Raw genomic sequence first — 20,399 nt, forward strand, 5'->3', positions numbered from 1 at the left:
CTGATATGCACGCAGTACCTGAGCGTCAGGTCCAGTCCAGTACCACCTTGCCCGACCGGCCCGACTTCATCGCCGCAAAACCATCGGCGAAATCGTCGATCTTCATCTCATGCGTGATGACACGGCTGACATCCAGACCGTTCTGCAACATGGCGATCATCTTGTACCATGTCTCGAACATCTCGCGCCCATAGACGCCTTTGATGGTGATAGCCTTGAACACGATGCGCGACCAATCCACCGGGGATTTACCGGGCGGAATCCCTAGCAGAGCGATCTTGCCGCCCATCACAAGCGCCTCGACCATCTGATCCAGCGCGATTTGTGAGCCGGACATTTCCAGCCCCACATCGAAACCTTCTTTCATACCCAGTTCCGCGATGACGTCCTGCAGGTCTTCTCTGGAGACATCAACGGTGCGCAGGGTCGGCACCACATGTTCTGCCAGTTTCAGACGATCCGGGTTGATATCGGTGATCACCACGTGCCGCGCGCCAGCATGGCGGGCGACAGCGGCGGCCATTATGCCAATGGGGCCTGCACCGGTGATCAGAACATCCTCGCCCAGCAGATCAAAGCTGAGTGCGGTGTGAACCGCGTTGCCCAAGGGATCGAGGATGGCGCCGATTTCATCCGGCACGTCCTCGGGCAGGGGCACCACGTTGAAGGCGGGCAGTTTCAGATATTGGGCAAAAGCCCCCTGTTCATTCACGCCAATCCCACGCGTGCCGGGGTCGAGGTGGAACTTTCCTGCCCGGCTCTGACGGCTATCGGTGGTGATCAGATGTCCCTCACCCGAGCAGCGCTGACCGATTTCGAGCCCGGTCACGTTGCGCCCAAGCTCAACGATCTCACCTGCAAACTCGTGGCCGGTGATCATCGGAATCGGCACCGTGGCGGCGGCCCAATCATCCCAGTTCCAGATATGAATATCGGTGCCGCAGATGCCGGTCTTGTTGACGCGGATTAGAACTTCGTCCGCGTCAATTTCAGGCACCGGGGCCTGCACCATCCACAGACCTTCCTCGGGCTTGGACTTCTCAAGCGCTTTCATCGTGTTGGGTCGCATCAGATCACTCCCAATTCTTTGCCGACCTTGCCAAAGGCGGCCAATGCACGGTCCAGTTCGTCCTTAGTCAGAGCCGCATTCATTTGCGTCCTGATCCGCGCCTGTCCACGCGGGACGACGGGGAAGAAGAAGCCCGAGACATAGACGCCTTCGTCAAACAACCGCGACGCAAAGTCCTGCGCCAATGTGGCCTCGCCCAGCATCACCGGAATGATCGGGTGCTCACCAGGCAGCAGGTCAAAGCCCAGCTTTTCCAGCCCCGCACGCCAGTATTTTGCATTACCGAACAGCTGGGCCCGCAGCATTTCGCCTTCTTCGACGAGACGGATCGCCTCAAGCCCGGCGGCGACAATCGAGGGTGGCAGCGAGTTCGAGAACAGATAGGGCCGCGCCCGCTGCCGTAGCAGATCGATCACTGGCTGCGGCCCGGCGATATAACCGCCGATTGCCCCCCCAAGTGCCTTGCCCAAAGTTCCTGTCAAAATATCGACGTCGACACCGAAGTGATCCGGCGTACCCGCACCGATCGGCCCCATAAAGCCGGTGGCGTGGCAGTCATCGACCATGACGATTGCATCGTATTTATCGGCCAGCTCGCGAATTTTCGGCAGGTTGGCCAAATAGCCATCCATCGAGAACACGCCGTCGGTCGCAATCATGATGTGCCGCGCCCCGTCCGCACGCGCCTGTTTCAGCCAGGCTTCGAGATCGTTCATGTCGTTGTTCATGTAACGATAGCGCTTGGCCTTACACAGCCGCACCCCGTCGATAATCGAGGCGTGGTTCAGACTGTCCGATATGATGGCGTCTTCAGGCCCCAACAAGGGCTCAAAGAGCCCACCATTGGCATCGAAACAGGCGGCAAACAGGATCGCGTCGTCCTTGTTGAGGAATTGCGCCAGTTTCTGTTCCAACTCACGGTGAATATCCTGCGTACCGCAGATAAACCGGACCGAGGCCATGCCGAACCCCTTAGGACGCATCGCGCCCTTGGCAGCGTCGATCAGCGCGGGATGATCGGCCAGACCCAGATAGTTGTTGGCGCACAGGTTGATCACCTGTTTGTCGCCTACAGTAATCTCACCGCCCTGAGGCGAGGTGATCATTCGTTCGCGTTTATACAGACCCTCGGATTCGATCTGCGCAAGGGTGTCCGTGATGTGGGACAGGAATGCATCGGCCATGGCGGTCTCCGGTTTATACGAGTCGCATATCTAACATAACGGATATGGTTCCGAAATAGGGGAATTCAATATTGCAGAAAGTAAATCCACAATAACGGACCTGCAGCATATTTCATCTAGCTACCAGGCGGCGATTACTCTGGTTTTGCCACGCTATCCTGAAATTCTTTGGTCGAATTTGTGCGGGGATAGGGTTCGTCAGGAATTCCGACACCCAGAAAGGTGCACAGTGGCTCCCATCCGCTTCCGGTTTCGTAGATCAGCAATCGATTCTTCGGGACAGTGGCGCGCACCTGGTCGACATGATTTCGAAACACGCTGGTGGCGTGATCCTTGTCGTCCAACCGACCGTCAAAGATTTCCTGAACGATAAATTTGCTGCACATCTCGGCAATCGCATTTGCATGATCAGAATCATGCTGTCCGCGCATTGTGGTCATGAATGGGCCAATCGTGGCCCATACGCTGTCGAACCAGGCATCGGGGTCGCGTACGCTCAAAATGATTTTGGCATCTGGATAATGATCAGAAAGCTGGCGCCAATATGCAGCACCCGGCCAGTCGACCTGCGCGCGATAGCCGTGAAACATGGTATCCCAATCGGCGTGCTCACCGCGTGCAGCACGATCCCACGCGGGTAACTGATCCGGATTATCGCGCACTTCGAACATATGATGGCAGGGCCCGAAACCCAGCTGTTCCAAAGCAAGCTTCAGAGAATTTGTCCCGGTGCGGCCAAATCCGGCGCCAATAACATCCAATGCCAATTTTGGGTAACTCCTGTTCGTGAAAATACCGCAAACTAGCACAACAGGCAGGTTATTCCAAAACGATGCCCCGACTGGGGTCAGGCGTTTTTAACAATCAGGAATACCCGGGCAGCACCATCGGGGGATGAGATCGAATGCAAAACGTCCGCCGCATACCGCGCTGTATCTCCCTGGTTCAGGTCCATTGCGGCCGAACCCGATGTGACACGAACCGACCCTTCCAAAACCGACAACTGTTCTTGTGCGCCGCGCGTGTGGGGTTGGCTGTTCAAGGCGCCGCCCTTGTCGAACAGAATATCATAAACCTCATGCCCGCCCGCCTCTTCGGGGGGGGACAGGATGCGAATCCGGCAGTTCTGACCCATATTGTCGATGCTCGGCACTTCGGAGCTTCGGAGCACTTCGATCTGGTTTGCGGTGCCGGTTTCTTCGAGCAGGCCGGCGAAATCCACCTGCAAGGCCCGGGTCAAGTTCCACAGGGTTGAGATGGTTGGGCTGCTTTCCCCCCGTTCGATCTGGCTGACCATTGAACGCGACACGCCGCTGAGGTTGGCCACGGCTTCAAGCGACAGGCCCTTGGCCCGGCGCGCCTCTTTCAGGCGGGCGGGCAGGCGTGTCAGGATATCGTCTGTATTCTCCGTCATGACGGAATTTCATGCGCCTTGTCTGTGCGGTTGTCAATTCCAACCGTGACGGGACGTCTCATAGGACAGGGCGACGCAGCGCATGCATACTGCGGGCAAATGCACGAGGAGTGATCCATGACTGATATCGTAATTTTGGACGGTGCCCGCACCGCTATCGGAACCTTTGGCGGCGCGCTGGCTTCGACCGCTCCGATCGACCTGGCCACGGTTGTCACCGAAACCGCGCTGGAACGGTCGGGGGTTGAAGGTGGCCAGATCGGGCATGTGGTGTTTGGTCATGTGATCAATACCGAGCCGCGGGATATGTACCTGTCGCGCGTTGCTGCCATGCAGGCCGGAATTCCGAATGGTACACCTTCGATGAATGTGAACCGGCTGTGCGGGTCGGGCGCGCAGGCAATCGTCTCGGCTATGCAAACCTTGATGTTGGGGGATGCCGAATTTGCTGTGGCTGGTGGGGCTGAGAGCATGTCGCGCAGCCCCTATATCGTACCTCAGGCGCGGTGGGGCGCGAAGATGGGGGATGTAACCTCGTTGGATATGATGTTGGGGGCGTTGAACTGTCCGTTTGGCACCGGGCATATGGGTGTGACGGCTGAGAACGTCGCTGACGAGCACCAGATTAGCCGTGTCCAGATGGACGACTTTGCGATGTCCAGCCAGACCCGCGCGGCCGCGGCGATTGAGGCGGGGCATTTCGACAGCCAAATCGCGCCCGTGCAGGTCAAGGTCAAGCGGGACATGGTTGATTTCAAGGTCGATGAGCATCCAAAGGCCACCACCGCCGAGGCTTTGGCCGGTCTGCGTCCGGTATTCCAGAAGGACGGGCGTGTGACTGCGGGTAATGCCTCGGGCATCAATGACGGGGCGGCGGCTATGGTATTGGCAACTGCGGATGCTGCCGAGAAAGCCGGGTTGAAACCCAAGGCGCGCGTGTTGGGCTATGCCCATGCGGGCGTTCGCCCCGAGGTTATGGGGATTGGGCCGGTTCCGGCAGTGCGGAACTTGATGAAAAAAACTGGCCTGTCGGTGGATGATTTCGATGTGATCGAAAGCAACGAGGCCTTCGCGGCGCAGGCTCTGGCCGTGAATCAGGAGCTTGGCCTTGATGCGTCGAAGGTCAACCCAAATGGCGGAGCGATTGCCTTGGGTCATCCGGTGGGGGCGACCGGGGCAATCATCACCCTGAAGGCGCTGTATGAGCTTGAGCGTACCGGCGGGTCCAAAGCTTTGGTGACCATGTGCATCGGTGGCGGCCAAGGGATTGCGCTTGCTATCGAGCGTCTCTGATCAAAGATCGGGGAGGGGGGTGTCTGCCCCCCATCGCGCCTTGGGTGCGCCTCCCTCGAAGGTATTTTTAGCCAGATGAAGCAGGCGGTCTGGATTAGCTGAGCGCGTTGAGCACGAGGACAAGCGCGGCACCGGCAGCGGCGCCGATGGCGGCGGGCAGGGCGGTGGACCACAGGGGTGACTTTTGTGGCTCATCCTTTTGCGTCTGGGCGATCAGGGCGTTTTCCACCAGACCCGGCAGACGTGGGCCGAACCGGGCCAGGACCCAGGCCGTTTTGCTGAAATCCCGCAGCGCGGCGCGGGGGCCGATGGATTGTTTTATGTAATCCTCGACCACGGGGCGGGCGGTTTCCCAGATGTTGATATGGTCATCCAGCGACCGCGCGACCCCTTCGACTACCACCATCGTGCGCTGTAGCAGGATCAGCTCGGTCCGGGTTTCCATGCCAAAACGTTCGGTCACTTCGAACAGGTAGCTTAGCAACCGGCCCATGGAAATATGCGTGGCGTCCATGCCGAAGATCGGCTCACCCACCGCGCGCAGGGCGCGGGCGAATTCGTCGACGTCCTGGTTGGCGGGGACATAACCAGCCTCGAAATGCACCTCGGCTACGCGTTTATAGTCGCGGCGGATGAAGCCGAACAGGATCTCTGCATAAACCCGGCGGGTGTATTCGTCGATATGGCCCATGATGCCATAATCATAGGCGATGATGTCACCATTCGAGGCGACCTTCAGGTTGCCCTGATGCATATCAGCGTGGAAATAGCCGTCGCGTAGGGCATGTGACAGGAACAGGCGCAGCACACGTTCGGCCAGATCGCTGCGGTTATGACCGACTGCATCCAGTGCATCATTGTCGCCCAGCGGAACACCATCCGCCCAGCTGAGCGTCATCACGCGGCGCGCGGACAGGGACCAGACAACAGGCGGTAACCAAAACCCGGCATCGTCCTTGGTATTGGCGGCGTATTCCGAGGCCGCGGCGCTTTCCAAACGCAGATCCAACTCTCCGCGCACGACACCGTCGAAATGTTCGATCACCTCCATCGGGCGAAGGCGGCGCGCACCGGGGGCAAAAAGATCGACAATGCGCGCGGCGAAATAAAACGCGTCGACATCCTTTTGAAAGGCGCGTTCGATCCCCGGGCGCAGTACTTTGACGGCGACATATTCGCCGGTGCTGATCAGCCGAGCCTTGTGAACTTGCGCGATCGACGCCGCAGCGATCGGTTCGCTGAATTCTTCGAAGACCCCATCGATGGGTTGGCCAAGTTCCTTTTCCACCTCGGCCATAGCCTCGGCGCGCGAAAAAGGCGGCAGCTTGTCCTGCAGCACCCTCAGCTGCGCGGCCAGTTCGGCGCCCACCACGTCAGGGCGGGTCGAGAGGATTTGACCGAATTTGATATAGGCCGGGCCAAGCGCCGTTAGCGCCCGGGTCGCGGGCGGCATATTGGGATCGCCCTTGTAACCCAGCCACTGAAACGGTTTGCCTAACGCATGCGCCAGAAACCGCAGTGCACGGGGGGCTTCAAAAGCGTCCAGCACGACGTTCATGGCGCCTGTGCGCTCGAACGTGGCACCTGTGCGGATCAGGCGAATGATGTTGTGGGGGCCGCGCATTAAATTTTCCAGCCAGAATGCAGCGCAGCGATACCCATGCTGAGATTGCGGTATTTGGCGTTTTCGAATCCGGCGGCGCGGACCATGCCCAAAAATGTCTCTTGATCCGGGAAATTGCGGATCGATTCGACCAGATATTGATAGCTGTCGTAATCATTGGCGATCAGCTTACCCATACGGGGGATGACGTTGAAGCTGTACAGGTCATAAAGCTTCTGCAATCCGTCATTGGGCAACTGGCTGAATTCCAGCACCATCAGACGGCCACCAGGTTTCAGCACCCGGAAGGCTTCGTTCAGCGCCTCTTGTGGGCGGGTCACGTTCCGGATGCCGAACGAGATGGTGTAAACGTCAAAGGTATTGTCCTCGAACGGCAGGGCCATCGCATCGCCCACTACCCAGTTCAGGCTGTCGGACATCTGATCGGCCTCGGCGCGCTGGCGGCCTTCGACCAGCATCGGCTCGGTCAGGTCCAGAACGGTGGCGTGGCCGTAGCCTGCGCGTTTGAGGAAGCGAAACGAGATATCGCCCGTTCCACCGGCCACATCCAGCAGGTGTTGACCGGGGCGCGGGGCCAGCCAATCCATCATCGCGTCTTTCCAGACCCGATGGATGCCCATCGACATGACATCGTTCATCACGTCATATTTTGAGGCAACCGAGTTGAACACGCCCTGCACACGTCCGGCCTTGTCGGCCTCGCGCACGGTTTCAAACCCGAAATGAGTGGTCTTGTCGCTGTTGTCGGACATAAGCCTTGCCGTTTGTCGAATTTCGCCTCTGTTATAGGGCGATAAGAACCGGGCACAATGCGGCCCTTTGGATTAGGAGCCATCTAATGCCCGAATTGCCCGAGGTCGAGACAGTAAGACGCGGCCTGAGCCCTGCGATGGAGGGGGTCGTGATCGAACGGGCAGATGTGAATCGCCCTGATTTGCGCTGGCCTTTCCCGGATCGCATGGCCGAGCGGCTGACCGGGCAACGGGTGGATCAGCTGCGACGCCGGTCAAAATATATTCTGGCCGATCTCAGCAGTGGTGAAACGCTTCTGATTCACCTGGGGATGTCCGGGCGAATGACAGTATCGGGTGATCCGCTGGGGCAGTTCGTACATGAGCATCCCATGCCCGAAAAACACGACCACGTGGTGTTTCACATGGCCAATGGCGCGCGTGTAACGTTCAACGATCCGCGGCGCTTCGGCGCGATGGACCTGTTGCCCACGGCTGCGGCTGAGGATCACAAACTGCTGTCAGTTTTAGGCCCAGAGCCCTTGGGGAATGAATTCCACGAACAGCACATGATCGAGGCGTTTAAGGGCAAGAATACTCCGGTCAAATCTGCGCTGTTGGATCAGGGAATCGTTGCCGGATTGGGCAATATCTATGTTTGCGAGGCCCTTTATCGCGCGGGTGTGTCGCCACGTCGCAAAGCAGGACAAATTTCTGCCGCCCGTGTCGGCGAGCTGGTTCCGATCATTCGAAGGGTACTTCAGGACGCGATCAACGCGGGTGGATCATCCCTGCGTGATTTCCGCCAAGCCGATGGAGAACTTGGATATTTTCAACACAGCTTTGACGTCTATGGGCGAGAAGGCGAACCCTGCCGGACCGAGGGTTGTGATGCCGTTGTGAAAAGAATCACCCAGTCCGGTCGCTCATCCTTCTATTGCGCGCAATGCCAAAGATAACTTGATCCAGATAATTCGCGTGATAAGGAATCGTACTTGAACGGAACAACCGGAAGCTTACACCTCATGGCTTTTGAGACGATCATCGTCGAAATCGAAGACCACGTCGCCCTTATCAAGCTCGACAGACCCGATGCGCTGAATGCGCTGAATTCGCAGCTGGCGCAGGAACTGTGCATCGCATTGGAAGATGCGGATACCAACGACAAGGTACGCTGCATCGTCATTACCGGTTCGGACAAAGCGTTCGCGGCTGGCGCGGACATCAAGGAAATGTCCGAGATGAGCTTTGTCGATGTCTACAGCTCAAATCTTTTTGGCGCTCTGAATGACCGTGTTTGTGCAATTCGCAAGCCGATCATCGCGGCCGTTGCTGGTTATGCGCTGGGCGGTGGGTGCGAATTGGCCATGCTGTGCGATTTCATCATAGCTGCGGATACCGCCAAGTTCGGCCAACCCGAGATCAATTTGGGCGTCATTGCAGGGCTGGGCGGCAGCCAGCGTTTGACCCGGTTTGTGGGCAAGTCCAAATCTATGGATATGAATCTGACCGGTCGATTTATGGATGCTGAAGAGGCCGAGCGTTCGGGTCTTGTTAGTCGAGTCGTACCGGCCAAGAAGCTGATGGAAGAGGCGATGGGCGCCGCCCAGAAGATCGCTGAGAAATCGCAGCTGAGTGCAATGGCCGCCAAAGAAGCTGTGAATCGCAGCTATGAGTTGCCGCTTGGCGAAGGGATGCTGTTTGAACGCCGCGTGTTCCACTCGATGTTTGCGACAGAAGACCAGAAAGAAGGCATGGCGGCCTTCCTGGAAAAACGCGCGGCCCAGTTCCGCGACAAGTAATGCGCGCAAGCGACCGAAGCAGGCGGGCCTAGCCCGCCTTTTTACATGGCCGCTATGCGCCGGGAAAGAATCGGCTTGGCAAAGCCCGCAAACTTGGGTAACTAGCGCCGCTATACATGCGCGTGCGGCCCGCTTGGCCCGACTCACACTCGTGATTCTGATCCGGTGCGGATACTCCGTGACGCGCAAACATTGATAACCGTACCGAATGAAGGTCAGAAACACATGGCAAACTCGCCTCAGGCTAAAAAGCGCGCGCGTCAGAACGACAAACGCTTTGCAATCAACAAAGCACGTCGCTCGCGTATCCGTACATACCTGCGCAAAGTAGAAGAAGCGATCGCATCCGGTGACAAGGACGCTGCAACCGCAGCCCTGCGTGCCGCTCAGCCCGAACTGATGCGCGGCGTCACCAAAGGCGTTTTCCACAAAAATACCGCTTCGCGGAAAATGTCGCGCCTGTCGGCACGCGTGAAAGCGCTGGGTTAATCGCTCAAGTTAACCTTAGGTTAACAAAACAACGTTGAATTGTTCTCAAAGGCGTCACAATGCGTGACGCCTTTTTGCTGCTGTTGCCAGAAAGCCGCGCCTTCACGAAACCGAGAGATTCTTTCGGCCAAAGACCCGAGTCAATATCAGAGTTTCGTTGCCGTACGCCTAAGCCTCTTGCTACCACTAAGTCAGCGATTCACTCGCTTGGGGGGACAGGCTGTTTCAGCGATCTTACTGACGGGCATCAGGATGGTCACGGAACGAATGTTGGCAATCGGTCACGGCTGATTTGCTGATCTGCTAAAGGTCTTGGGGTAACCGAAGATCTGAGCCCTGTCTAAAAATTAGATTGCGATGCGCAACCCGGTTACGGGGCTCCCGGATTATGGGTGCCTGATAGTTGGGTCGTGCTGACTTTCGGGGACAGTCCCGTCAAATCTGTGTGGTTTGGCGCATGATATCCTATTGCGTGTGAAAGCTGAATAACCGGGCAACCGGGACTGGGTATAAGGCCATAAGGCCAATAAAGAATGGGATGCGTGAGGCGCTTGATGACACAAGAGAAATGGGGACAACTGCGTAACAAACTGCTCAAGGCGATCGGCAAGAACAACTACACCACCTGGATCGAGCCTCTTGAATTCCAAGAGCTGCAGGATGGCGTGGCCACGTTCTCGGTTCCGACGAATTTCATGGGCAATTATGTTAGTCAGAACTTTGCGGACTTAATTTTGTATGAGATGAACACCGCAGGGGAATCGGTTCAGCGACTGGCGTTTCGTGTCGCTGCCAATTCACCTGTGCGCCCGTCGGGTGAAGCAGAACCTGCGCCGTCCGTTGTTCAGGACGTGACTCAGCCACAGTCCCTGTCGCAGCGGGCCGAACCCGCAAATGATGCGCTCGAATCCCTTCAGGCTGCACCGCTGGACGCCCGTTTCACCTTTGACAGCTTTGTGGTTGGCAAGCCTAACGAACTGGCCCATGCCGCCGCGCGCCGTGTTTCTGAAGGCGGCCCCGTCACTTTTAATCCGCTGGTTCTATATGGCGGCGTTGGTCTTGGTAAGACGCACCTGATGCATGCCATCGCGTGGGAGCTGAAAACCAAACGCCCCGAGTTGAACGTGCTGTACCTGTCGGCTGAGCAATTCATGTACCGTTTCGTTCAGGCCCTACGTGAACGTAGGATGATGGATTTCAAACATCTGTTCCGTTCAGTCGATGTGCTGATGGTAGATGACGTGCAGTTCATTGCCGGCAAGGATTCGACGCAGGAAGAATTCTTTCACACGTTCAACGCGCTGGTGGACCAAAATAAGCAGATCATCATTTCGGCTGACCGCGCGCCGGGAGAGATCAAGGATCTGGAAGATCGCGTGAAATCGCGCCTGCAATGTGGCCTGGTCGTTGACCTGCACCCTACCGATTACGAACTGCGCCTGGGCATCCTGCAAAACAAGGTGCAGCAATACAGCAGCACTTATCCCGATCTGACCATCGCCGATGGTGTGCTGGAGTTTCTGGCCCATCGTATCTCGACCAACGTGCGTGTGTTGGAAGGTGCCCTGACCCGTCTGTTCGCTTTTGCTTCGTTGGTCGGCCGCGAGATCGACATGGAGTTGACGCAGGACTGTCTGGCTGACGTGCTGCGCGCGTCCGAGCGCAAGATCACCGTTGAAGAGATTCAGCGCAAAGTGTCTGACTATTATAACATCCGCCTGTCCGACATTATCGGCCCCAAGCGCCTGCGGTCTTATGCCCGCCCGCGTCAGGTGGCGATGTATCTATGCAAACAGTTGACCAGCCGGTCCCTGCCTGAGATCGGGCGTCGTTTTGGCGGGCGCGATCACACCACAGTCATGCATGGCGTCAGACGCATCGAAGAACTGAAAGTGACCGACGGCCAAATCGCCGAAGATGTGGAAATGCTGCGCCGTTCGTTGGAAGCTTAAGGGTCATCCCATCATTCAAGAAACGCCCCGGACCCTCACGCCCGGGGCGTTTTCTTGTGCGCATAAATCCACGGTTGAATAGGAACTGTGCCCGCTCGGCCACGCGCCTCTTGACGCTTTGGCCGTTCCGACCCAGAAAACCATAAAAAATCCTTGTGCCTCAGGGTGGAACCGCTAACGTGCCAGTCCCGCCTGTTTTCGGCACGCAAGTCAGAGGAATTGAGGGTATGAAGATCAGCATCGAACGCGGCACCCTTCTCAAGGCCGTTTCGCAGGCCCAATCTGTTGTAGAGCGCCGGAACACCATTCCCATTCTTGCCAACGTGCTGATCGAGGCCGAAGGCGATCAAGCCATGTTCCGTGCCACCGATCTGGATATCGAAGTGGTGGACAAAGCCCCGGCGCAGGTCGAAAAGGCGGGGGCCACAACCGTTGCAGCGACGACCCTGCACGAGATCGTGCGTAAACTGCCGGATGGGGCACTGGTGACGCTGACCGCTGACAGTGCGGCGGGCCGCCTGACGGTTGAAGCAGGCCGGTCGAATTTCTCGCTGGCAACGCTGCCGAAGGAGGATTTCCCGGTGATGGCGTCCTCGGAATATCAGTCGAACTTTACCGCGTCGGCGGCGTTGCTACGACGGCTGTTCGACAAATCGAAATTCGCCATCTCGACTGAAGAGACCCGGTATTACCTGAACGGCGTATACATGCACGTGTCGGACGGCTCCGAAGGCGGCAAGGTCCTGCGCTGCGTGGCCACCGATGGCCACCGTCTGGCACGCATCGACGCCGATCTGCCGGATGGCGCGGCGGACATGCCAGGCGTTATCGTGCCGCGCAAGACCGTGGGTGAGTTGCGCAAACTGCTGGACGATGATGAGATGGATATCGCAGTGTCCGTCAGCGAAACAAAGGTGCGTTTCGCGACACCCGATATTACGCTGACTTCCAAAGTGATCGACGGCACCTTCCCCGACTACACCCGCGTGATTCCGCAGGGCAATACCCGCCAATTGGAAGTGGACGCCGCCGAATTCGCACAAGCCGTGGATCGTGTGGCAACCGTTTCGTCGGAACGCTCGCGCGCCGTGAAGCTGCAACTGGACGCGGACAAGCTGGTCTTGTCGGTCAATGCCCCGGATAGCGGCGCTGCCGAGGAAGAACTGGCTGTGGCTTATGGTGACGAACGGCTCGAGATCGGTTTCAACGCCAAATACTTGCTTGAAATCGCCAGTCAGGTGGATCGTGAAAACGCCGTGTTCCTGTTCAACTCGGCCGGTGATCCGACCCTGATGCGCGAAGGCAATGACCTGAGCGCGGTCTATGTTGTCATGCCGATGCGTGTCTGATCGAACCCGCGGGGTGGTTCCTAACGAAAGGAAAGGGTCATGACTTTGGCCCTGACCGAACTAACGGTCTCGCATTTCCGGTCTCACAAATTAGCACGGTTGTCATTAGATGGGCGACCGGTGGCCATCCATGGGCCGAACGGGGCGGGCAAGACTAATATCCTTGAGGCAGTTTCGCTGTTTTCCCCCGGTCGCGGGATGCGCCGGGCAAGTGCGGCCGAGATGACCCGGCGACCCGAAGCGCTGGGCTGGAAATTATCCGGCCTGTTGCAAGCACAGGGCCAGAATTACGAAATCGAGACCTGGTCCGAAAGCGGCGCCGCGCGGCAGGTTCGCATCGATGGCAAAGCATCCAGTCAGATTGATCTTGGTAAACTGGCGCGAGTGGTTTGGTTGATCCCCTCGATGGACCGGCTGTGGATCGAAGGGGCCGAGGGCAGGCGGCGGTTTCTGGATCGCATCGCGCTGAGTTTTGATCCTGCCCACGCCGAAGCGTCGCTGACCTACGAAAAGTCCATGCGCGAACGCAACCGTCTGCTGAAAGAGCAGGTGCGCGACGCCCACTGGTATGCAGCGCTTGAAGGGCAGATGGCCGAGACGGGTCATAGAATACACACTGCGCGGCTGGCCGCGTTGGAATATTTGCGCAGGGCGCAGGAGCAGGCAGAAACGGCGTTTCCGTCTGCTGATCTGGAGTTAGTACAAACCGAAGGCGCGATGCCCGAGACAGTTGAGGATTTGCGCGAGGCTCTGAATGAAAGTCGATTCCGAGATTTGGCTGCGGGGCGGACCTTAGTCGGGCCGCATCGGTCGGACTTGTATGGTGTGTTTGCGGTCAAAGGTGTGCCAGCCAAGGATTGCTCGACCGGAGAGCAAAAAGCGCTGTTGGTGTCACTAATCCTGTCAAACGCGCGGGCGCTGGCCGGGATGGTCGGCGCGCCTCCGATCGTGTTGCTGGATGAGGTGGCCGCTCATCTTGATGCAGGGCGGCGGGCGGCGCTGTATGAGGAGATTTGCGCGCTGGGCGCTCAGGCCTGGATGACGGGCACCGGGCCTGAGCTGTTTGCGGAACTGGGTGACCGGGCCCAGACATTTATCGTGAGTGATGGCCCTGAGGGCTCGGTCGTATCCGCTTAGGCTGGTTCGCTGACTTTGCGCTCCCACAGGAAGCCGCGCATGACTTCGTCGACCGGCGTTTGTGCCATGTGGTTGACGTAGTTCGACATGGTTTTCTGCGCCAGACCCAGCACTACGTCCAAAACAGCGCGGTGTGAGTAGCCTGCATCAAAGAACGCCTGCAGCTGTTCCTCGGACGGGTTGCCCCGGGTTTCCATCATTTGCAGGGTGAAGGTGCGCAGCGCCTCAAGCTTGGCGTTGGGCAGCGGGGTTTCGTTGCGCAGGGCTTCGATGATCTCGTCCGAGACCTTCATCATCTTGGCAATGCCGGTATGGGCGGGCACGCAGTAGTGGCATTCGTTTTCCACGTTGATGGTCTGCCAGACGACGGTTTTTTCGTCATTATCGAAATCTGTCTGCACGAACAGATGGTGAAGCACCTGATAGCCTTCCAAATGCTGCGGGCTTTCGGCCATCACCTTGTGCAGGCCGGGCAGGCGGCCAAATGCGGCCTGAGATTTCTCGAGCAGCGGTTTTGAGCCTTCGGGTGCGGTGGTCAGGTCATGTGACGGGAAATTGGCCATGTCGGAACTCCTCTTTCTGGCGCGATGAGACAGAAATAGGGTTTATTGAGCGATCACTCAAGTATATATTTGAGCAACCGTTCAAGAATTGGTAATGACCATGCCCCGTAAACCTGCCTATGACCGAGACGCACTGATCGCACAGGCCCGCGATATTTTCTGGCGCCATGGCTGGGCTGGAACGTCGTTGAAGGATCTGGAGCGGGAGTTGAAGCTGAAGCCGGGCAGTTTTTACGCAGCTTTTGGTTCGAAAGACGCGCTGTATGCGCTGGCAATGGAACGATACGCGCAGGACGGGGTTGCCAATATGATGACGCTGGCGCGGGAACTGGGGCCGTTAGGGGCGCTCAAGGCCCAGCCACGCCTGGTGGTCGAAGCGTCCGAGTTGCCGACCCGGGCCTGCATGCTGTCCAAGACCTATGCAGAATTGCAGGCGCGCGGTCACGAACTGGCGGGTCAAGCCCGTACTCATATGGTCGCGATGAAGACCTGCTTTGCAGACCTGTTCCGCCGCGCACAAAAGGCCGGCGAGATCGGCACGGAACACGATCCGGATCGCCTTGCAGCCCGGTATCAATCCGACCTTCTGGGTCTGAGAATGTCGGCCGAACGGGATGATGTGAACGCATCGGAAATCGCGGCGGATATCGCTGCTGACCTGGATCGGCTTTGAACCGCAAATAACGCCGCAGGGACCCACAAAATGTTGGGGGAGCGCGTGACATTCCCCACCAGAAAACGTATAAGTTACCAAAATAATATAGGTACTAACGGCATGTCCGACGACGCACAGGCACCCCAGGAATACGGCGCCGATTCCATTAAAGTTCTCAAAGGCTTAGAGGCGGTCCGTAAACGTCCCGGCATGTATATCGGCGACACCGACGATGGCTCGGGTCTGCACCACATGGTGTATGAGGTTGTCGATAACGGAATTGACGAAGCGCTGGCCGGTCATGCCGACCATGTCACGGTGAAAATCCACGCAGATTCCAGTGTGTCCGTCAGTGACAACGGACGCGGTATTCCGGTGGATATCCACCCCGAGGAAGGCGTGTCCGCCGCCGAGGTCATCATGACCCAACTGCACGCGGGCGGTAAGTTCGACAGCAACTCGTACAAGGTGTCGGGCGGTCTGCACGGTGTGGGCGTTTCGGTGGTAAATGCGCTGTCGGATTGGCTGGAGCTGCGCATCTGGCGCGCTGGCAAGGAACATGTTGCACGTTTTGAGGGCGGTGAAACGGCTGAGCATCTGAAAGTCGTGGGCGACTGCGGCGATCGCACCGGGACCGAAGTTCGGTTTCTGGCCTCGACCAATACGTTCTCGAACTTGGAATACTCGTTTGAGACGCTGGAAAAACGCCTACGCGAACTGGCCTTCCTAAACTCGGGCGTGCGCATCATCTTGATTGATGAACGACCTGCTGAACGCCTTGAAACCGAGCTGTTCTACGAAGGTGGCGTCAAGGAATTCGTCAAATATCTGGACCGTTCCAAGACATCGGCGATGCCCGAACCGATCTATATCAAGGGTGAGCGCGACGACATCGGCGTGGAAATCGCTATGTGGTGGAATGACAGCTATCACGAGTCAGTGCTGCCCTTTACCAACAACATCCCACAACGTGATGGCGGCACCCATATTGCTGGGTTCCGGGGCGCATTGACACGGACGATCAACAATTACGCGCAATCCAGCGGGATTGCTAAAAGAGAAAAGATCAGTTTCACGGGCGATGATGCGCGCGAGGGTCTGACCTGTGTTCTGTCTGTCAAAGTACCTGATCCAAAGTTCTCGTCTCAGACCAAAGACAAGTTGGTCAGTTCTGAGGTGCGCCCCGCCGTGGAAGGCATGTTGAACGAAAAGCTGGCAGAGTGGTTCGAAGAGAACCCGAATGAGGCCAAGACCATCGTTGGCAAGATCATCGAGGCCGCCCTAGCCCGTGAGGCCGCGCGCAAGGCCCGCGAACTGACCCGCCGCAAGACGGCGATGGATGTGAACTATCTGGCCGGAAAGCTGAAAGATTGTTCCGAGAAGGACCCATCCAAGACCGAAGTTTTTCTTGTCGAGGGTGACTCGGCTGGCGGATCGGCCCAGACAGGTCGGGACCGGTTGACCCAAGCGGTGCTGCCGCTACGCGGGAAAATCCTGAACGTGGAGCGGGCGCGGTTCGATCGGATGCTGTCTTCGCAGGAGATTGGCAACCTTGTCATGGCGCTGGGCACCGGTATTGGCCGCGATGAGTTCAACATCGAAAAGCTGCGCTACCACAAGATCGTCATCATGACCGATGCGGATGTTGACGGTGCGCATATCCGGACGCTGCTGCTGACCTTCTTCTATCGTCAGATGCCGGAACTGATTGAAGGTGGATACCTCTATATTGCGCAGCCACCGCTGTACAAGGTTTCACGCGGCAAATCAGAGGTTTATCTCAAAGACCAGGCGGCGCTGGATGATTACCTGATCAATCAAGGTGTCGAAGGGGCTGTGCTGAAACTGGGCTCGGGCGAAGAGATCATCGGTCAGGACCTGACCCGTGTGGTCGACGAGGCGCGTCAATTGAAACGTGTTCTGGACGCCTTTCCAACACATTATCCGCGCCACATTCTGGAACAGGCTGCCGTGGCCGGGGCCTTTGTGCCGGGCGCCGTGGATGCTGACTTGCAAGGCGTGGCCGACAAGGTTGCCGCCCGTCTGGACCTGATCGCACTGGAATATGAGCGCGGCTGGCAAGGCCGGATCACACAGGATCACGGTATCCGTCTGGCCCGCATCCTGCGGGGCGTTGAAGAGGTTCGCACGCTGGACGGCCCCATGCTGCGCTCGGGCGAGGCGCGCAAGACTGGCAGCTTCACCCAAAGCCTGCAAGAAGTATACAACACTCCTGCCACCCTGATCCGTCGCGACCGCAGCCAGATGATTCATGGACCGCTGGATCTGCTGCGCGCCATTCTGGAAGAGGGTGAAAAAGGTCTATCGCTGCAACGTTACAAAGGACTGGGTGAGATGAACCCGGACCAGCTTTGGGAAACGACACTGGACCCGGATGCGCGTACTCTGCTGCAGGTGCGCGTGGACGACATGGTCGAGGCTGACGACCTCTTCACCAAGCTGATGGGCGACGTTGTAGAACCGCGCCGCGAATTCATCCAGCAGAATGCGCTGAGCGTTGAGAATTTGGATTTTTAGGGTTTTTGTAGGATCGCCCAAAATTCTGTTTTGACCCAAACCCCCGCCACTGGAGCTGAGGCCCTAGCTATGTGATTGCAGCCTTGGCAGACAAACAAATTCACAAGTTTGTCGATGTCTTCGAGCAGAACATCGATGTCGCCGCCCACGATATTTTCTGGGTTATCATGAGAATCGAGATTTGCGATGAGAGTTGAGCCGGCGAGCTCAGCGAAAACCGCATCTTTTGCGAGGTCGGGCGACTTCTCTTTGAGCGTCGAGCGAAGCTGCGATAGCAGTTCTTCCGGCATGCGTTTCTCATTAACTTCATTGAACCGGAAGGCAACTTTAACTTCCAGAGCATAACAAACATCCTTCAAGATTGCTTCGAGGAGCTTGCGCAAATCGTTGGTAACGTCTTCCTTACCCTTTTTCTGATCGATCAACGCCCGCAACGTCGCAGGGCTTTTCTCCAGAAGTATGCCGTTTTCATTGTCGGCGCTAACCTCATGGAAAAGCCAGCCTGACGGAGCCATTTCGCGCTTGATGAGATCGAACCAGACATTTTCGTGCGTCAGGATAAGAATCTGCCAGTCCGCAAACTCTTCTTTTAGCAGCCGCAGTAGCCTTCTTCTGTGATTGATGTCAAAGCTCGTGACGATATCATCCAGCACGAGAAAACGAGCTTGCTTGTTGAATATCCGTGCATTCGCAAGAAAGAGCACGACGCCCAAACTATTGAGGTGGCTTTCGCTCAGATACTTGCGCGGCGGCTGCGTTGCTTGGCCATGAAAAGAATATTCAAACTCAACGCCTTCTTCGCCGACCATGGAAAGATGGACGTTATCAACGCTCTCTTTTGGGTGCAGCTTCTGGTAAAACTTGCCGACATCGGCGCTGATTATATCGAGAACGGTTTGAAGCGCTTCGTTTTGCACCTTCACGAACTCATCGAAAATGGTCGACAGCGTCAGGATTTGCGCTTCAAACACGGCGATAGTGCGTTGGCAGGTTTCGTAGGATTTGACCTGGCTTCCAACCGTTTGCAAAGTCGTCAGCACTTCGGCGATCCGTTTCTCGATTTCGGTCAGTTCGAGCTTTTTGGCGGCTTCTTGTGCCACCGTGGCTGACGCTTCACACTTATCACTCAGGTCGGCGATTGCGTCTACAAAACCTTCGGGCGGCTCAAACACCGTCAGGGTTTCAAAGGCCGCCTTGACTGTTTTATAACCGTCGCGAAGTGACTGATAAGTCGTCTTGGCCCTATTCACCAACGCCTCGAATTCTGCCAGATCACTGTAGTCTGAAACTACCGTATTGGCCTTAGTTCCGGCATCAGTGATGGCCGACAGAAGATCGTCCTTCCACTCATCGCATTCATCAAGCTTATCTTGAAGCTCGCCGAGTGCTGTGATCCGCTGCGCAACTTCGACTTGAAGGTCCTCGAGCTTGTAATCGCTCAGGCAGAAGGGGCATTCATCCTTGGTGAATGCCTCGTCATCGATGACCGTTTTGCCTTTGACTAGGAACTCGCTCAGGCGCAGTTTGTTGACGTTCTCGCGTTCGTTTGCCAGTGCATTGTAGTCTTCTGAAAAAACCTTCAGCTTATCGGTTACTTGTTCGAGATCGGTTTGAAGGTCATTGCAAAGCTGCTCCAGAAGTTTCAGACGTTGCGCTGCCTTGATCTTTTCGGCGTTGTTTCCCAGGCCGCGAAGTTCATCGACAGCCGTTTTGTAGCTCGTCTTGTCGACGATCTCCGTGGAAATATCAAACGGATCTACAAGGCCTTTTGCGATTTCAAAAAAGGCAGCACGATCAGGCACAACTTGGCCAACAGACTCAATCATCGCGGATTGCAGATTTTCCGACTGCTGCTTCGCACCAGTGTAGGAACCGTCTTTTTGCAGGGCGTTGCGCGACTGCTGGATGACTGACCGAAACTGAATGATCTCGTCAAAACCGATAATACGCGCTATCGCTTCGCGCTTTCGTCCCTTGGTTTCGTCCAGAAAACCGACGATATCGGCATGCCGCAAGATGATCCGGTCACCTTTGAGGTCTTCCAAGAGAGTCGCGACATCGGGATCGCCATAGGCGGTGCTTGTCTTCAGGGCCGCCGACAGGCTTTTGGAGCCGTTTTGATCCGCGCCGTCAAAGACGACTTCGACAACACTCGCGTCATCGTCTTCGCATTTGACATGGCGTAGCGCGTCTAACTTGCAATCTTCCTTCCACAGATGCTCGATCCGGTCACGGATGAACCATTCCAGCGCGTCGGTGATCGTGCTTTTGCCAGCGGCGTTTTTTCCATAGATCGCAAGGCTTCGATGTTTCTTGGTGAATTCCAGCGGCAACTCAAACCGGGCGCCACGAAAACCGGTGGCTTTGAGGGAGCGCAGCTTAGTCATCTGCACCGCCTTCATCTGCCTGAGTATTGATCGCTGCCTTGCGCAGAACTTCGAGCTGCCGAAGCAGATTGACCTTGGTCAGCTTGCCTTCATCACGCAGTGCGCCGACCGATTTTACAGTATCAGGATCAAGGTTTTCGTCCTTCGCTTGCTCGTCGATGAACCCGGTGACAACTTCGGTAGCCGTCTTGATTTTTTCATTGGTCACAGAT

The 20,399-nt window shown here is 57.0% G+C and carries 18 protein-coding genes; 9 read left to right on the forward strand and 9 right to left on the reverse strand.

The annotated features are described in order from the left end of the window. Positions 1 to 25: 25 nt before the first annotated feature. The 4 genes from tdh to RUE5091_RS12185 all read right to left on the reverse strand — a co-directional run bounded on the left by tdh (position 26) and on the right by RUE5091_RS12185 (position 3,667). Positions 26 to 1,054, reverse strand: a complete 1,029-nt coding sequence (tdh, locus tag RUE5091_RS12170) for an L-threonine 3-dehydrogenase (RefSeq protein WP_058282321.1) — start codon at positions 1,052 to 1,054, stop codon at positions 26 to 28. Positions 1,055 to 1,068: 14 nt separating this feature from the next. Continuing rightward, positions 1,069 to 2,253, reverse strand: coding sequence for a glycine C-acetyltransferase (locus RUE5091_RS12175; RefSeq protein ID WP_058282192.1), 1,185 nt, complete (start codon positions 2,251 to 2,253; stop codon positions 1,069 to 1,071). Positions 2,254 to 2,387: 134 nt separating this feature from the next. Next, positions 2,388 to 3,020 (reverse strand): sulfotransferase family protein, encoded by a 633-nt coding sequence (locus RUE5091_RS12180; protein WP_058282193.1) that lies wholly within the window; start codon positions 3,018 to 3,020, stop codon positions 2,388 to 2,390. Between the two features lie 80 nt (positions 3,021 to 3,100). Further along, positions 3,101 to 3,667: a helix-turn-helix domain-containing protein gene (locus RUE5091_RS12185; protein WP_058282194.1), complete on the reverse strand. Its 567-nt coding sequence runs from the start codon at positions 3,665 to 3,667 to the stop codon at positions 3,101 to 3,103. Positions 3,668 to 3,784: 117 nt separating this feature from the next. On the opposite strand from RUE5091_RS12185, the gene RUE5091_RS12190 reads away from it, so the two are divergent. Further along, a complete protein-coding gene (locus RUE5091_RS12190) occupies positions 3,785 to 4,960 on the forward strand; it encodes an acetyl-CoA C-acyltransferase family protein (protein ID WP_058282195.1) in 1,176 nt (391 codons plus the stop codon). 94 nt (positions 4,961 to 5,054) lie between these two features. Here RUE5091_RS12190 and ubiB read toward each other — a convergent pair whose 3' ends face one another. Together ubiB and ubiE are read right to left on the reverse strand one after the other, a co-directional pair. Then, positions 5,055 to 6,584 (reverse strand): 2-polyprenylphenol 6-hydroxylase, encoded by a 1,530-nt coding sequence (gene ubiB, locus RUE5091_RS12195; protein WP_058282196.1) that lies wholly within the window; start codon positions 6,582 to 6,584, stop codon positions 5,055 to 5,057. Then, entirely contained in the window at positions 6,584 to 7,336 is a 753-nt protein-coding gene (gene ubiE, locus RUE5091_RS12200) for a bifunctional demethylmenaquinone methyltransferase/2-methoxy-6-polyprenyl-1,4-benzoquinol methylase UbiE (protein WP_058282197.1), read from the reverse strand. Before ubiE ends, ubiB begins: the two co-directional genes overlap by 1 nt. 86 nt (positions 7,337 to 7,422) lie before the next feature. Here ubiE and mutM point away from each other — a divergent pair, with 86 nt between their 5' ends. From mutM to recF, 6 genes are all read left to right on the forward strand, one after another. Then, positions 7,423 to 8,274, forward strand: a complete 852-nt coding sequence (mutM, locus tag RUE5091_RS12205; protein WP_058282198.1) for a bifunctional DNA-formamidopyrimidine glycosylase/DNA-(apurinic or apyrimidinic site) lyase — start codon at positions 7,423 to 7,425, stop codon at positions 8,272 to 8,274. A gap of 66 nt (positions 8,275 to 8,340) precedes the next feature. Further along, positions 8,341 to 9,117, forward strand: coding sequence for an acryloyl-CoA hydratase (gene acuK / locus RUE5091_RS12210; RefSeq protein WP_058282199.1), 777 nt, complete (start codon positions 8,341 to 8,343; stop codon positions 9,115 to 9,117). A gap of 225 nt (positions 9,118 to 9,342) precedes the next feature. Continuing rightward, the gene (rpsT, locus tag RUE5091_RS12215) at positions 9,343 to 9,606 is read left to right on the forward strand and encodes a 30S ribosomal protein S20 (RefSeq protein ID WP_058282200.1); all 264 of its coding nucleotides are present in this window, start codon (positions 9,343 to 9,345) and stop codon (positions 9,604 to 9,606) included. A 554-nt stretch (positions 9,607 to 10,160) separates the two neighbouring features. After that, positions 10,161 to 11,558 carry a chromosomal replication initiator protein DnaA gene (dnaA, locus tag RUE5091_RS12220; protein ID WP_058282201.1) on the forward strand — a complete coding sequence of 466 codons (1,398 nt, stop codon included), beginning with the start codon at positions 10,161 to 10,163 and terminating at the stop codon, positions 11,556 to 11,558. Between the two features lie 227 nt (positions 11,559 to 11,785). Continuing rightward, on the forward strand, positions 11,786 to 12,907 hold the full coding sequence (dnaN, locus tag RUE5091_RS12225; RefSeq protein ID WP_058282202.1) for a DNA polymerase III subunit beta: 1,122 nt from the start codon (positions 11,786 to 11,788) through the stop codon (positions 12,905 to 12,907). Positions 12,908 to 12,946: 39 nt separating this feature from the next. Continuing rightward, a complete protein-coding gene (recF, locus tag RUE5091_RS12230) occupies positions 12,947 to 14,044 on the forward strand; it encodes a DNA replication/repair protein RecF (RefSeq protein ID WP_058282203.1) in 1,098 nt (365 codons plus the stop codon). On the opposite strand, the gene RUE5091_RS12235 is transcribed toward recF, so the two are convergent. Beyond that, positions 14,041 to 14,607, reverse strand: coding sequence for a carboxymuconolactone decarboxylase family protein (locus RUE5091_RS12235; protein ID WP_058282204.1), 567 nt, complete (start codon positions 14,605 to 14,607; stop codon positions 14,041 to 14,043). The two genes, recF and RUE5091_RS12235, sit on opposite strands and share 4 nt — an antisense overlap. A 100-nt stretch (positions 14,608 to 14,707) precedes the next feature. On the opposite strand from RUE5091_RS12235, the gene RUE5091_RS12240 reads away from it, so the two are divergent. Continuing rightward, complete coding sequence (locus RUE5091_RS12240) at positions 14,708 to 15,280, forward strand: TetR/AcrR family transcriptional regulator (RefSeq protein ID WP_058282322.1); 573 nt, start codon at positions 14,708 to 14,710, stop codon at positions 15,278 to 15,280. A gap of 102 nt (positions 15,281 to 15,382) precedes the next feature. Beyond that, a complete protein-coding gene (gene gyrB, locus RUE5091_RS12245; RefSeq protein ID WP_058282205.1) occupies positions 15,383 to 17,800 on the forward strand; it encodes a DNA topoisomerase (ATP-hydrolyzing) subunit B in 2,418 nt (805 codons plus the stop codon). On the opposite strand, the gene RUE5091_RS12250 is transcribed toward gyrB, so the two are convergent. Then, entirely contained in the window at positions 17,797 to 20,187 is a 2,391-nt protein-coding gene (locus RUE5091_RS12250; protein WP_058282323.1) for an AAA family ATPase, read from the reverse strand. The two genes, gyrB and RUE5091_RS12250, sit on opposite strands and share 4 nt — an antisense overlap. Next, the gene (locus RUE5091_RS12255) at positions 20,180 to 20,395 is read right to left on the reverse strand and encodes a hypothetical protein (RefSeq protein WP_058282206.1); all 216 of its coding nucleotides are present in this window, start codon (positions 20,393 to 20,395) and stop codon (positions 20,180 to 20,182) included. The genes RUE5091_RS12250 and RUE5091_RS12255 overlap by 8 nt, the downstream gene beginning before the upstream one ends. Positions 20,396 to 20,399 lie beyond the last annotated feature (4 nt).

Origin of the sequence: Ruegeria denitrificans (assembly GCF_001458295.1) — a bacterium.
GTDB lineage: Bacteria > Pseudomonadota > Alphaproteobacteria > Rhodobacterales > Rhodobacteraceae > Ruegeria > Ruegeria denitrificans.

Excerpts from the sequence above, each read along its gene's own strand:
- tdh (WP_058282321.1), bottom strand. The coding sequence starts at position 1,054 with ATGAAAGCGCTTGAGAAGTCCAAGCCCGAGGAAGGTCTGTGGATGGTG.
- RUE5091_RS12175 (WP_058282192.1), bottom strand. The coding sequence starts at position 2,253 with ATGGCCGATGCATTCCTGTCCCACATCACGGACACCCTTGCGCAGATC.
- RUE5091_RS12185 (WP_058282194.1), bottom strand. The coding sequence starts at position 3,667 with ATGACGGAGAATACAGACGATATCCTGACACGCCTGCCCGCCCGCCTG.
- RUE5091_RS12190 (WP_058282195.1), top strand. The coding sequence starts at position 3,785 with ATGACTGATATCGTAATTTTGGACGGTGCCCGCACCGCTATCGGAACC.
- ubiB (WP_058282196.1), bottom strand. The coding sequence starts at position 6,584 with ATGCGCGGCCCCCACAACATCATTCGCCTGATCCGCACAGGTGCCACG.
- ubiE (WP_058282197.1), bottom strand. The coding sequence starts at position 7,336 with ATGTCCGACAACAGCGACAAGACCACTCATTTCGGGTTTGAAACCGTG.
- mutM (WP_058282198.1), top strand. The coding sequence starts at position 7,423 with ATGCCCGAATTGCCCGAGGTCGAGACAGTAAGACGCGGCCTGAGCCCT.
- acuK (WP_058282199.1), top strand. The coding sequence starts at position 8,341 with ATGGCTTTTGAGACGATCATCGTCGAAATCGAAGACCACGTCGCCCTT.
- rpsT (WP_058282200.1), top strand. The coding sequence starts at position 9,343 with ATGGCAAACTCGCCTCAGGCTAAAAAGCGCGCGCGTCAGAACGACAAA.
- dnaA (WP_058282201.1), top strand. The coding sequence starts at position 10,161 with ATGACACAAGAGAAATGGGGACAACTGCGTAACAAACTGCTCAAGGCG.
- dnaN (WP_058282202.1), top strand. The coding sequence starts at position 11,786 with ATGAAGATCAGCATCGAACGCGGCACCCTTCTCAAGGCCGTTTCGCAG.
- recF (WP_058282203.1), top strand. The coding sequence starts at position 12,947 with ATGACTTTGGCCCTGACCGAACTAACGGTCTCGCATTTCCGGTCTCAC.
- RUE5091_RS12235 (WP_058282204.1), bottom strand. The coding sequence starts at position 14,607 with ATGGCCAATTTCCCGTCACATGACCTGACCACCGCACCCGAAGGCTCA.
- RUE5091_RS12240 (WP_058282322.1), top strand. The coding sequence starts at position 14,708 with ATGCCCCGTAAACCTGCCTATGACCGAGACGCACTGATCGCACAGGCC.
- gyrB (WP_058282205.1), top strand. The coding sequence starts at position 15,383 with ATGTCCGACGACGCACAGGCACCCCAGGAATACGGCGCCGATTCCATT.
- RUE5091_RS12250 (WP_058282323.1), bottom strand. The coding sequence starts at position 20,187 with ATGACTAAGCTGCGCTCCCTCAAAGCCACCGGTTTTCGTGGCGCCCGG.